Source organism: Noviherbaspirillum aerium (assembly GCF_008929045.1).
Classification (GTDB): Bacteria; Pseudomonadota; Gammaproteobacteria; order Burkholderiales; family Burkholderiaceae_D; genus Noviherbaspirillum; species Noviherbaspirillum aerium.
Genome location: NZ_VFAH01000001.1, coordinates 523,059 through 535,684 on the forward strand (window position 1 = coordinate 523,059; position 12,626 = coordinate 535,684).

At 61.3% G+C, this 12,626-nt stretch carries 12 protein-coding genes; 7 read left to right on the forward strand and 5 right to left on the reverse strand.

Annotated elements, in window-relative coordinates; genetic code table 11:
- Positions 1-229 precede the first annotated feature (229 nt).
- Positions 230-1,654, reverse strand: a complete 1,425-nt coding sequence (gene dnaA / locus FH061_RS02340; protein WP_225984450.1) for a chromosomal replication initiator protein DnaA — start codon at positions 1,652-1,654, stop codon at positions 230-232.
- Positions 1,655-2,146: 492 nt separating this feature from the next.
- On the opposite strand from dnaA, the gene rpmH reads away from it, so the two are divergent.
- From rpmH to mnmE, 5 genes are all read left to right on the forward strand, one after another.
- Positions 2,147-2,281: a 50S ribosomal protein L34 gene (gene rpmH / locus FH061_RS02345; RefSeq protein ID WP_057289000.1), complete on the forward strand. Its 135-nt coding sequence runs from the start codon at positions 2,147-2,149 to the stop codon at positions 2,279-2,281.
- A gap of 30 nt (positions 2,282-2,311) precedes the next feature.
- Positions 2,312-2,692, forward strand: coding sequence for a ribonuclease P protein component (gene rnpA, locus FH061_RS02350; RefSeq protein ID WP_151632545.1), 381 nt, complete (start codon positions 2,312-2,314; stop codon positions 2,690-2,692).
- Positions 2,689-2,949 (forward strand): membrane protein insertion efficiency factor YidD, encoded by a 261-nt coding sequence (yidD, locus tag FH061_RS02355; protein ID WP_151632546.1) that lies wholly within the window; start codon positions 2,689-2,691, stop codon positions 2,947-2,949. The genes rnpA and yidD overlap by 4 nt, the downstream gene beginning before the upstream one ends.
- Positions 2,950-2,978: 29 nt before the next feature.
- Complete coding sequence (gene yidC / locus FH061_RS02360; protein WP_151632547.1) at positions 2,979-4,637, forward strand: membrane protein insertase YidC; 1,659 nt, start codon at positions 2,979-2,981, stop codon at positions 4,635-4,637.
- Positions 4,638-4,776: 139 nt separating this feature from the next.
- Positions 4,777-6,159 (forward strand): tRNA uridine-5-carboxymethylaminomethyl(34) synthesis GTPase MnmE, encoded by a 1,383-nt coding sequence (gene mnmE, locus FH061_RS02365; protein ID WP_151632549.1) that lies wholly within the window; start codon positions 4,777-4,779, stop codon positions 6,157-6,159.
- A 285-nt stretch (positions 6,160-6,444) separates the two neighbouring features.
- Here mnmE and FH061_RS02370 read toward each other — a convergent pair whose 3' ends face one another.
- The 4 genes from FH061_RS02370 to FH061_RS02385 all read right to left on the reverse strand — a co-directional run bounded on the left by FH061_RS02370 (position 6,445) and on the right by FH061_RS02385 (position 10,212).
- Positions 6,445-6,666: a hypothetical protein gene (locus FH061_RS02370; RefSeq protein ID WP_151632551.1), complete on the reverse strand. Its 222-nt coding sequence runs from the start codon at positions 6,664-6,666 to the stop codon at positions 6,445-6,447.
- Positions 6,667-6,913: 247 nt separating this feature from the next.
- Positions 6,914-7,888 carry a CAP domain-containing protein gene (locus FH061_RS02375; RefSeq protein WP_151632553.1) on the reverse strand — a complete coding sequence of 325 codons (975 nt, stop codon included), beginning with the start codon at positions 7,886-7,888 and terminating at the stop codon, positions 6,914-6,916.
- A gap of 234 nt (positions 7,889-8,122) precedes the next feature.
- Positions 8,123-9,532 carry a sensor histidine kinase gene (locus FH061_RS02380; protein ID WP_151632987.1) on the reverse strand — a complete coding sequence of 470 codons (1,410 nt, stop codon included), beginning with the start codon at positions 9,530-9,532 and terminating at the stop codon, positions 8,123-8,125.
- Positions 9,532-10,212, reverse strand: coding sequence for a response regulator (locus FH061_RS02385; protein ID WP_151632555.1), 681 nt, complete (start codon positions 10,210-10,212; stop codon positions 9,532-9,534). Before FH061_RS02385 ends, FH061_RS02380 begins: the two co-directional genes overlap by 1 nt.
- 319 nt (positions 10,213-10,531) lie before the next feature.
- Here FH061_RS02385 and FH061_RS02390 point away from each other — a divergent pair, with 319 nt between their 5' ends.
- Positions 10,532-11,455 carry a tripartite tricarboxylate transporter substrate binding protein gene (locus FH061_RS02390; RefSeq protein WP_151632989.1) on the forward strand — a complete coding sequence of 308 codons (924 nt, stop codon included), beginning with the start codon at positions 10,532-10,534 and terminating at the stop codon, positions 11,453-11,455.
- 111 nt (positions 11,456-11,566) lie between these two features.
- Complete coding sequence (locus FH061_RS02395; protein ID WP_151632557.1) at positions 11,567-12,616, forward strand: AbrB family transcriptional regulator; 1,050 nt, start codon at positions 11,567-11,569, stop codon at positions 12,614-12,616.
- Positions 12,617-12,626 lie beyond the last annotated feature (10 nt).

A 12,626-nucleotide genomic window follows, 5' to 3' on the forward strand; every position in this document is an offset into this window, starting at 1 on the left:
TTATCCTTGTGTGAGTTGAGACGATGCTGTGAATCGGAGAAAAGGCCGGTCGCTTTGCAGCTTCTGCGGGAAGTGACGCGGGCCTGATTTCATTAGCGCTGAATACCCTCTATTCTGACAGAAAAAGGTTCCCTTCAATGAAATAGAAGGTCGGTTTGTTAACGGAGTGGCAAGGAAACTTCACGCCCCCGGCATGCGACTTATCCACAAGCCGCCGGGCAGCCGCGGATCAACCCTTGAGCGTCTGTTCGAGCACATGCAGCTCGTGGTTGACTTCCGGGTTCTTGCTGCGGTCGGCAGCGATCTTGCGCACCGCATGCAGAACCGTCGTGTGGTCGCGGCCGCCAAACAGCTCGCCGATCTCGGGCAGGCTCTTCTGCGTCAGTTCCTTTGCCAGATACATCGCAATCTGGCGCGGACGGGCAATGTTGGCCGGACGCTTCTTGGAATACATGTCGGCCACCTTGATGTTGAAAAAGTCGGCGACCGTCTTTTGAATATTCTCGACCGATATCTGCCTATTTTGGACCGAAAGCAGATCTTTCAATGCTTCCTTGACAACGTCGATCGTAATATCTTTGCCGTGGAAACGGGAATAGGCGAGGATTTTCCTCAATGCGCCTTCCAGTTCGCGCACGTTGGAACGCAGATGCTTGGCAACGAAGAAGGCAACGTCGTCCGACAGAACAGCGCCTTCCTGTGCAGCTTTCTTGAGCAGGATGGCAACACGCATTTCCAGCTCGGGCGGCTCCACCGCGACCGTCAGGCCGGAGTCGAAACGGGAGATCAGGCGGTCATCCATGCCGCTGATTTCCTTGGGATAAGTATCGCTGGTGATGATGATCTGCTTCTTCGCCGCGATCAGCGCTTCGAAGGCGTAGAAGAATTCTTCCTGGGTGCGGCTCTTGCCGGCGAAGAATTGAATATCATCGATCAGCAGCATGTCGAGCGAATGATAGTAACGCTTGAAGTCGTCGAAGCCCTTGCGCTGGTAAGCGGTCACTACGTCGCGAACATACTGTTCGGCATGGATGTAGCGGATCCGGACATTGGGATTCTCGCCGAGCAGCTGATTGCCGATGGCATGGATCAGGTGGGTTTTTCCGAGTCCGACGCCGCCGTACAGAAACAGCGGGTTGTAGGATACCCCGGGGTTGTTGGCCACCTGGATTGCCGCGGCGCGGGCCAGCTGATTGGCCTTGCCGGTGACGAAGCTTTCAAAGGTCAGCGCGGCGTTGATCTTGCTCTGGTCGCGCTTTTTCGTATCCTCGATAACGATGTCGGCACGCTCGATCGGGTCCGGGATATCGTCGAGCGGATTGCCTTGGGCATGCTGGGCAGCCTGACTGTTGGCGGAAGGCTGGCCGGCAGCTGCCGAAGACGGCGGGGAAACCGGCTTGCGCGCGTTGTTTCCTCGCGGATCGAGCACGAACTGCACGTCAATGGGAGCTTCCCAGTACTCATGCGCCAGAGTGGTGATGCGGCTGGCGAACTGGGTTTTCACCCAGTCGAGCTTGAAGCGGTTCGGCGCTGCGATGCGCAGGCGGCCTTCTTCGAAGTCGAGCGGAGCCAGCGGCTTGATCCAGGCGCTGAACTGCTGCGGCGTGAGTTCCTGCTCCAGCATAGCGGAGCAAGTCTGCCAAAAATCTTCCATGTACTTTTCTGTTGTCTTGTTATGTGGAACAGACTTGGCCTGCATCCGGCACCGCTTCTCCCAAAACCTGCCCCTTGGCGCCGGCATCTGCCTGCCGGACGGTTCCAAACAGGGGGAAAAGAGGCTTTCCGACCTTGAAGGCGGTCCACACGGGAGAGCTATTCTAACCTCGGGAACTTGAGTTATCCACAGGCTGCGTCATTTTTCCTACACAATAAATTGCTTGCCATCCGCAGGAATTTCGGCATGCGCGAGCCGATCCGCACGGTTGTTCTTATTTAATGCAAGGAAATATATACCAAGTATTCACGACGCCGTAATGGCAATGCCAAACTACCAATTTGCACTTTGCGTTTGCCTAAATAATTGACAGGGAAATGCAAAACAGTGTCTAATTGCGGGTTCACTGCCTGTTGCGTTTTGTGTATAGCGCACAAAACAAGAATGGGCCGCTGATGATTCCACCCATTTTTGCTGAATAGCGAGACCAACATGAAACGTACTTACCAACCTTCCGTCGTCCGCCGCAAGCGCACCCATGGCTTCCGCGCACGTATGGCAACCCGCGGTGGCCGCGCTGTCCTCAACGCTCGTCGCGCCAAGGGCCGCAAGCGCCTGGCCGTCTAAGCCACGTCAGTCCAACCGACGCTGCCAGCCGTGGGCGAATCTCGTTCACACAGCTACGCACGCGATCGGCGAATCGTTAAAACGGATGATTTTTCATCCGTTTTTCGTTTGCGGCCTGTCTACCGGACCGCACATTTCGTCCTCTACGCGCGCAGCAACCAGTTGAGCCATGCCAGGCTCGGCATTGTCGCTGCCAAGCGCTTTGCGCCGCGCGCCGTTACCCGCAATACCATCAAGCGCGTCACGCGCGAGCTGTTCCGCCAGTCCGAACTGCCGCCGATCGACTGCATCGTCCGTCTTTCCAGACCCGTGAACGCCAAGGCCGATCCGGCTACCACGTCCGGCCTGAAAGCCGTGCTGCGTGCCGAACTCTCTCAGTTGCTGCTTTCCCAGACCCGGGCGCGAAAATGAAATCGGTTTTGCTGCTACTATTGCGCGCGTACAAGTTGGGCATCAGCCCATTCCTCGGGCCCAAATGCCGTTTCCACCCAAGCTGCTCCGAATACGCGACCGAAGCCATCCGGGAACATGGCGCGGCGGCGGGCAGCCTGCTGACGGCAAAACGCTTGTGCAAGTGCCATCCATGGCATCCCGGGGGATTCGATCCGGTGCCGGAAAAGAAACCTGCCGCGCCGGAAGACAAAACTTGCAGTTGCCATCATCACTGAATTTTCCTGACCACTGACTGACTATATTTATGGATATCCAACGTACCGTCCTGTGGGTTGTGTTCTCGTTGTCCCTGCTGCTGTTATGGGATAACTGGATGCGCCACAACGGCAAGCCCTCGATGTTCTTCCCGGGCACCACCCAACAGGCAGCCAAGCCGGCCGCGGCAGGCGGCAACCCGGTCAAGGGCGACGTGCCCCAGGCCAGTGCGGGCGCAACGCCAGGCGCCAGCGCCGCGGCCGTTCCCTCGGGTGCACCTGCGGCAAAAAGCGAGATCATCACCATCACCACCGACGTCGTGAAGGTGGATGTCGACACCATGGGCGGCGAGATCAAGCGTCTGGAACTGCTCAAGCACAAGGACGCCACCGATCCGACCAAGAACATGGTCTTGTTCGAAGCGGGCGGCAAGCATACCTATATCGGCCAGACCGGCTTGATCGGCGGCGATTTCCCGAATCACAAATCGGTCTTCAGCGCCCGTCCGGGTCCGCGCACGCTCGACAACAACGAAACGGTGCAACTGGTGCTTGAGGCGGAGCAGGGCGGCGTCAAGCTGATCAAGACCCTGAGCTTCAAGCGCGGCGATTACACCATCGGCACGCGGCACGAAGTGGTCAACAACAGCGGCGCACCGATCAACCCGTCGCTGTATCTGCAGCTGGTACGCGATGGCAACAAGCTGGAAGGCGAGTCCTATTTCTACAGCACCTTCACCGGTCCGGTGGTCTACACCGATGTGGAAAAATTCCAGAAGATGACCTTCGAGGAAATTGCGGAAGGCAAGGCAAAGCATGTGACCAAGGCCAACGACGGCTGGGTGGCGCTGGTCCAGCATTATTTCGTGACCGCGATCCTGCCGCCGCAAAATGTGGCGCGTGAAATCTATACCAAGAAAATCGGCGACAACCTGTACTCGACCGGCACTATCCTGCCGGTCGGCACGGTCGCTCCCGGCGCTGCCTCCGCCATTGATTCGCGCCTGTATTCAGGGCCGCAAGAGTCGGACACGCTGGAAAAGCTGGCGCCTGGCCTGGACCTGGTCAAGGATTACGGCATCCTCACCATCATCGCCAAGCCGATCTTCTGGCTGATGGTGCAGATCCACAAGGTGCTCGGCAACTGGGGCTGGACCATCATCGCGCTGACCGTGCTGATCAAGCTGGCCTTCTTCCCGCTGTCGGCCGCAAGCTACCGCAGCATGGCGAAGATGAAGACCGTGACACCGAAGATGCAGTCGATCCGCGAGCGGTTCAAGTCCGATCCGGCCAAGATGAACCAGGCCATGATGGAACTGTATCGCACCGAGAAAATCAATCCGCTGGGCGGCTGTCTGCCGATTCTGGTGCAGATTCCGGTCTTCATCGCGCTGTACTGGGTGCTGCTGGCGTCGGTGGAAATGCGCAATGCGCCATGGCTGGGCTGGATTCAGGATCTGGCCGCACCTGATCCGTGGTACATCCTGCCGGTGCTGATGGCGGTCTCGATGTTCATCCAGACCAAGCTCAATCCGACACCGCCGGACCCGATCCAGGCCAAGGTGATGATGTTCATGCCGATCGCATTCTCGGTGATGTTCTTCTTCTTCCCGGCCGGCCTGGTGCTGTATTGGGTCGTCAACAACGTGCTGTCGATCGCGCAGCAGTGGGTGATCACCAAGAACATCGAAAGCGGCAAGACGGCATAATTGCTCCTGCCGCCGATAAAAAGCCCGTGCGCTGCACGGGCTTTTTTATTGGTCTTTCTAGGCTGTGTTTGTGGTAAATCGGCACCTTGCCGCACTCCGGCAGTTGCCGGCCGCAAACTTCGAAAACTACAATCGATTCATGAATTACGACTCTTCTCCTATCGCAGCTATCGCCACCGCACCCGGACGGGGCGGTATCGGCGTGGTGCGCGTCTCCGGCAAAAACCTGAGCGCCGTCATGTCCGCCGTATGCGGCACCGTCGGGCTGCAGCCGCGCCACGCCACCTATCTGCCGTTCCGCAATGCCGACGGCAGCGTGATCGATCAGGGGATCGCCCTGTATTTCAAGGCGCCGCACTCCTATACCGGCGAAGATGTGCTGGAACTGCAGGGCCACGGCGGCCCGATCGTGATGCAGATGCTGCTCGCGCGCTGCCTGGAAGCCGGCGCCGATATCGACCTGCGACTGGCGCAGCCCGGCGAATTCACCCATCGCGCCTTCCTCAACAACAAGCTGGACCTGGCCCAGGCGGAAGCGGTAGCGGACCTGATCGAAGCCTCCACCGAAGCGGCCGCAAAATCGGCTTCGCAGTCGCTGTCGGGCGTGTTCTCGAAAGCCATCCATGAACTGGTCGACAAGGTGATCCACCTGCGCATGCTGGTGGAAGCCACGCTCGATTTTCCGGAGGAGGAAATCGACTTTCTGGAAAAATCGGACGCGCGCGGCCAGCTGGAACGGATCCGCGCCAACCTGGCGGAAATCTTCGAGAATGCGTCGCAAGGCGCGCTGCTGCGCGACGGATTGAATGTCGTGCTGGCCGGACAGCCGAATGTGGGCAAGTCGTCATTGCTCAATGCGCTTGCCGGCGCCGACGTCGCAATCGTGACCCCGATTGCCGGCACCACGCGCGACAAGGTGACCGAAACCATACAGATGGAAGGCATTCCTCTCAACATCATCGACACCGCCGGAATCCGCGACGCGGGCGATGAAGTGGAACGCATCGGCATTGAGCGGACCTGGGGTGAAGTGCACAAGGCCGACGTTATCGTCCACCTGCTCGACGCCAGCCGCGGGCCGACCCGGGCCGACGAGGAGATTGTCAGCCGCTTTCCGCCGAACGTGCCGGTGCTGCGCATCTGGAACAAGATCGACTTGTCCGGCCACAAGCCGGCAATCGACCGCATGAGCGACGCCACCCATATCTACCTGTCGGCGGCGGACCGCCGCGGCATCGACCTGCTGCGCGCCGAACTGCTGCGGGTGGCAGGCTGGCAGCAGACCGGTGAATCCCGCTTCCTGGCGCGCGAACGGCATCTGCTTGCACTGAGGGCGGCGCGGGATCATCTCGACATGGCGGCCGATTATGTAGTTCAGGGCAGCCAGACCAGCGACCAGGCACTGGACCTGCTCGCCGAGGAATTGCGGATTGCCCAGGAACGGCTCAACAGCATCACCGGCGAATTCACCTCCGACGACTTGCTTGGGGTGATTTTCAGCCGGTTCTGCATTGGAAAATGACTACGGTCGTCGCCGCTCCTTGATGCGCACCTCGCGCAGACGCAGCGAGCGGCGCATCGCCAATGTGGTGCCGATCAGCACCAGATAACTGCCAAACGCGATAACGATATCGAACATGTCGCACTCCTTATGGTCGCTTGCCGGAGTTAGATGCAAGAGCCGTTCCCGCAGCCCTGGTTTTGATCAAGGAAAAATATTCCTGACATATCATTGACTTAGGGTAATTTCTCGTCGCTTATCCACATGCTTGTCCACCGGATTTGTGAACAAGTCGATGCGAAAAAATCAGGCGGTCACATCCGCAAGAAGGCGATGGGCAAGGGCGGTGGCCTGCTCAAGCGCCTGTTCCGGGCTGTCCGAAGGTGCGGCGACGGTATGCCGGGCTTCCTCGCTTGACTTGCCTCGCTCCCGGCTGACCAGCACGACTCCCTGGAACTGACCGTTGTCCAGCTCCTGGATGTCAGCCTGCGCGACCCAGTCTGCCTTGGTGTATTTCACTGCTGCCATGGCGTTCTCCTTTGTTCACATCTTCAAGTCGATATAGGACTATGCGAAGCGCCAGATGTTCGCGCCTGCCCCCATTTTGACCATGAAGAAAAAACCCTTTGGAAACAATGCATTAAGCATGTTGGTCCGGCCTTATCCACAGGATTGGGCACAGGAAATGTGAACAATGCGGGCAGGCTGGACGGAAAGAGAAACGGCACCCCGAAGGTGCCGTTTCCAAGGCAATGCCCAGTTGGGACGCTTACTCTTACTGGGTCGTGAAGGACCAGCTGCGGTTGATATTGCTGGACCAGGGCACGTTGTTGGCGCCGATTCCCGATACCTTGCCGACGAAGCGGACATCGTAGACCGTACCCGCGGTCAACGGTGTAAGCGGAACGATCGCGGCGGCCGACTCGGGCGTCTGCGGATCATCCACCTTTCTCAGCAGCCGGGCAGGCAATGCATTGCCGCCGCGCGGCGTGATGGTGAAGGTTTGCACTTCGATGCTGTCGGTGATGTTGGCATGCACGCTGACCGGGTAACCCACTTCATTCGCATTCGGGACCGGGTCCGGCGATTCATTGTCACTGAAAAAATTGCGCGGTACCCGGGTCTGATCGGCTACCGGATAATGCACGATGTTTCCTTGCGCCAATCCGCCGTTCAGCCCCAGCGCGGTGAAATTGGTCGTGAAGTAGGTGAGTCCGCCAGAACGGCCGGCGGAGCCGACGCCGGCTTCCTTGAACATCGGCTCGAAAATCACGAAGCGGTGGTAGATTGCCGCGATCAGGTCTTCGGCGGCATTGGCGCCGGAAGTGTCTGTGGTGGCGGAAATCACTTCGCCGTAGGCGAAGCCGGCACTGGAGGTGAGCGGATAGCCGGCCGCGCGCAGACGGTCGCCGGCGGTACGTCCGGTGAAGCCTGGCTTGCCTACGGTTTGCTCATGGGTGATCGTGTCGTTTTCACGCTGATAGACCGAATGGCCGAGCGCCGCGCTATCGATCACCGTATTGCGGTTGACCGCCTGGATGCCGAGCTGGCGGCGGCGGAAATTGAACCAGTTGAACCCGTCGGTCGCGGTATTGCCGGTTGCCTGCGGAACTCCCGTGTCCTGGGGAGCGACCGATGCTGCGGCATTGGCAGAGGTGGTGACGCTGTTGTTTTCGCCGCCACCGCCGCAGGCGGTCAAAATCAGCGACGAGAGAAGGAGGGGGATGATCGAGCGCTTTGTTCGCCCCATGAGGATTCCTTTGGCAAATTGAGTATGCTGAGACGGCATACCGTAAAGATAAAACGCCGGTTAGACGGCGGGTATTACATTCAGTTGCAGCTGGTCCGGAAATTATGGGCATGAGACCGCCTTCGGACAGTTGCCGGCGGCGCGGATAATGAGGTCGGCAAGCAGGCATGGCTTTCCACCCTAGTCCAAAACAGGGCCGCTCGTGTTGATGTATCCATAGCTTCGGTCAAAACATCAGGCTGGCAGGAGCGGAAAACGGATGCTGACTTTCAGTCCGGGGCCTTGCCGGCCATCCGACAGTGTTATCGCGGCCTTGTGCATTGCGGCAATATCCCGCACGATGGTGAGGCCGAGGCCGCTGCCATCGGCATTGGCAGCCTGGGATGATGCCGCGCGGTAAAAAGGGGCGAACACCTTGTCGCGCTCCGTCTGCGCGATGCCCGGGCCGTTATCTTCGATTTCCAGCAGGCCGCCGCCGTCGGCGCTGACGCGCAGGCTCACCTTGCCGCCGGCGGGCGTATAACGGATGGCATTGTCGACCAGATTGGAAATCATCTCGTGCAGCAGCAGCGGATTGGCCAGCACCATCACCTCGCCGCCGGCGTCCAGCTCGAGGTCGATCTCCTTGCGCACCGCCTGCAGCGCCAGGTCGAGACCGACCTGGCGGGCGGTTTCCACCAGCGATACCGGCTGCAGGTCGGCAACCGCGGCGCCATGCTCGGCGCGGGCCAGCGTAAGCAGCCGGTTGGCCAGGTGCACGGTGGCATCGGTGGTGCGCGCAATGCTTTCGACGATGTCGCGCATGGCCTGGGGATCATTGGCCCGCAATGCCAGTTCGGCCTGGGTCTTGAGAACGGTGAGCGGCGTGCGCAGCTGGTGCGAGGCATCGGCGATGAAGCGGCGCTGGCCGGAAATGAGGGTTTGCAGGCGCGCCATGTAATCGTTCATCGCGGCAACCAGCGGGCGTACTTCGCGGTGCACCAGGTCGGGGTCGAAATTGGACAGATCGGTGGGCGAGCGCGCCTCCACGTCCGCGGTCAGCTGCATCAGCGGCCGCAGTACGAAGCGCACCGCGAACCAGGCCAGCACCGCCGCGGCGAGCACCAGCAGCGCCTGGCGCGACAGGGTGTCGAGCAGGATCTTGCGAGACAGTTCATGCCGTCCCTGCAGCGTTTCGCCGACTTGAATCAGCGCGATGCCGCGCATCGAATCGTCGTACACCGGCTGGTACAGGGCGGCAATGCGGACCGGCTCGGTACGGTAGGTGGCGTGATAGAAATACACCAGTGCCGGATAGGCGTCGGAGCGCGCCACATGCTTGGGCAGGGACGGCAAGTCTTCGTAGCCGGAAACATGTTCGCCCTTGACGCCCGTGACCCGGTAATAGATCCGTCCTAGCGTATCGGTCTCGAAACTGTCGAGCGCGACGTAAGGAACGTCGGCCACCACCCTGCCGTTGGCAATCGAGACCCGTTCGGCCAGCGCGCGGGTCGAGGCCAGCAGCGACCGGTCATAGGCCTGGTCGGCCGCTTCCAGCGCATTGTTGTAGACGGAGACCGCATCGATCACGACCAGCGCCGCCAGCGGAATCAGCAGCCAGCGCAGCAGTTGCGAGCGCAGGCTGCCGAGCGGAGCCAGCGGCATCATTGCGGCTTTTCTTCCAGCAGGTAACCCAGTCCGCGCAGCGTGGTGATGGCAACGCGCCCCGGTTCGCCGCGTTCGAGCTTCTTGCGCAGACGGTGGACATAGATTTCAATCGCATCGGTGCTGGCATCGTCGTCGAGCGCGAACACTTCGTCGAACAGTTTCTCTTTCGACACGGCGCGGCCGGCGCGGGTCAGCAGGACTTCCAGCACCGCATGCTCGCGCGGCGTCAGCGCCAGCGGCGCGCCGCCATAGGTGAACATGCGGGAGACGGTGTCGAAGGACAGCGCACCGCAGGTCAGGGTGACGGCTTCATTGCCTTGCGAGCGGCGCAGCAGCGCCTTGACCCGCGCCTCCAGTTCGGCCAGCTCGAACGGCTTGGGCAGGTAGTCGTCGGCGCCAAGGTTGAGCCCCTGCACGCGTTCATTGAGGCCGCCGCGCGCGGTCAGCACCAGCACCGGCGTCTTGCTGCCGCGCGCGCGCAGGCGCTTGAGCACTTCGAGACCGTCCATGCGCGGCAGCGTCAGGTCGAGGATGATCAGCGCGTATTCCTGGGTATGCAGCAGGGCATCGGCATCGGCGCCGTCCATCGCGCATTCGACCGTCAGGCGCGCATCCTGCAGCGCCTTGCTGATCCAGCGCGAGAGTTCGGCATGATCTTCGACCAGGAGGATTCGCATGTGATGTCTCGATGAAGAATGAAAATCGTGGCGGCTCTGTGGCCGGGTGAAACTGAAAGCCTGTTGAAAGCCAATTGAAAGCTGCGGCGGTTATGTTGCCCCGACAACGGCGCCATATGGCGTGAACAGCCTTGCGCCGCACATGATACGCATTTCAACCCGCTTGCAAAAGCATGCCAGCATGCGCTGCGGGATGGCGCGATAATCAGCGGCATTGGCAACGTCGGCAACATCGGCGGCAGGCAGAGGAGGCGAAGTGAACAATCAAAGCGCAGGAAAGATACTGCTGGCGGCATGCCTGGCGGTGCTGCTGCCTGCGATGCCGGCAGCGGCGCGCGGGCCGGAATGCATCGTTCCCGCCAAGCCCGGCGGCGGCATGGACCTGACCTGCAAGCTGGCGCGCAAGGGCCTGAGCGCGGTTTACGAGGCGACCAGGGTCGACCCGGCCTTGCATATCAATTATTTGCCGGGAGGCATCGGCGCCGTCGCATGGAATTCCATCCTGACGCAGCGGCGCGCGGACGCCGACACGCTGATCGTGTTTTCCGGCGGCTCGCTGCTCAATCTTGCGCAAGGCAAATACGGCAATGCCTCGGCGGCCGATGTGCGCTGGGTCGCGGGATTGGGAACCGATTACGGCATGATCGCGGTGCGCAGCGACTCTCCCTACAAGACGCTGGCCGATCTGCTGGATGCGCTCAGGCGCCACCCCGGCCGGATCTCCATCGGCGCGGGCGGCACGATCGGCAGCCAGGACTGGCTGAAGGTATCAATCATCGCCCGGCAGGCGCGCATCAATCCGAGAAAGCTCCGCTTCGTGGCCTTCGAGGGCGGCGGCGAGTCCATCACCGCGCTGCTGGCCGGACATGTGGAGGCGGTGTCGGGAGACGCCTCGGAGGCGGCGCTGTATGCGGCCAATGGCGGCATCCGGGTGCTGGCCGTCATGAGCCACCAGCGCCTGCCGGGCGTGCTGGCCGGCGTGCCGACCGCGCGCGAGCAGGGCTTCGACGTGACCTGGCCGATCGTGCGCGGCTTTTACATGGGGCCCGGCGTGCCGGACTCGGAATACCGCAAATGGGTGAACGCCTTCGACAAAATGATGGCGGAGCCGGGCTTCGATGCGCTGCGGGCGGCGCATGGCCTGTATCCGTTTGCGCTGACCGGCGACGCGCTGACCGCCTACGTCCGCAAGACGGTCGATGAGTACGGACGGCAGGCCAAGGAGCTTGGGCTGTCGAGATAGCAAATCCCCTTGCCGCATAAGGCACAAGACGAAGACACAGGCTTTCGTCTCCATCATCCTTCCTGCGCGAAGGCATCCATATCATCAAGGCAACAGATCCGGCACCGCATCATGGCATTTTTGAACAGGCAGCGCTCCTTCCTTCTCGCACTCGGCATCGGCCTGATATCCGCATTGCTATGTGCCTGGCTGCAGACGCCGCTGCCCTGGATGATCGGCCCGCTGTGCAGCACGGCGGCAGGCTGCATGGCCGGCCTGCGGCTGTCGGCCCCGGTGCAGGTGCGCGAAGGCGGCCAGTGGGCGATCGGCACCGCGCTCGGCCTGTATTTCACGCCGGCGGTCGTCAAGGTGCTGGTGTCCTACAGCGGCTATATCGCCGCCGGCGTGGCATTCGCGCTGCTGCTCGGCGCGGCCTGCGCCTGGCTGCTGCACAAGCTCTCGGGAGTCGACCGCACCACCGCATTCTTTGCCATGGCCGTCGGCGGTGCATCGGAAATGGCCAGCCAGGGGGAGCGCCACGGCGCGCAGGTCGACCGGGTCGCGGCCTCGCACAGCCTGCGCATCATGATGGTGGTGATCATCATTCCCTTTTTGTTCAAGTTTGCCGATGTGCACGGCCTGGATGTGTTCGTGCCGGGAACGCGGACGGTTCATGCCGGCGGGCTGCTGGCGCTGATCGGGCTGACTTCGGCCGGCGCGCTGCTGTTCAAGCGCCTGAAATCGCCGAATGCCTGGGTGCTGGGTCCGATGGCGGTGGCCATCGGCCTGACCGCTTCCGGCGTCAATCTGTCGGCGCTGCCGGAATGGATGGTGCATCTGGGCCAGCTGTTCATCGGCATTTCCCTGGGCACGCGCTTCACGCCGGAATTCCTGCATACCGCGCCGCGCTATCTGGCCAGCGTGGCGCTGTGCACCCTGGCCGCGCTGGGCGTCGCCGCGGCCTTTGCCTTCGGGCTGTCCTCATTGAGCGGGATTCATCCGGCAACCGCCATCCTCGCCACGTCGCCGGGCGGCATCGCGGAAATGAGCCTGACGGCGAAAACGCTGCAGCTCGGCGTGCCGATCGTGACCGCTTTTCATGTGACGCGGCTGGCGTCGCTGGTGATCATGATCGGTCCGCTGTTCCGCCTGGGGCAGCGCCTGCAGCGCGGCCCGAAATAAAAAGGAGCGG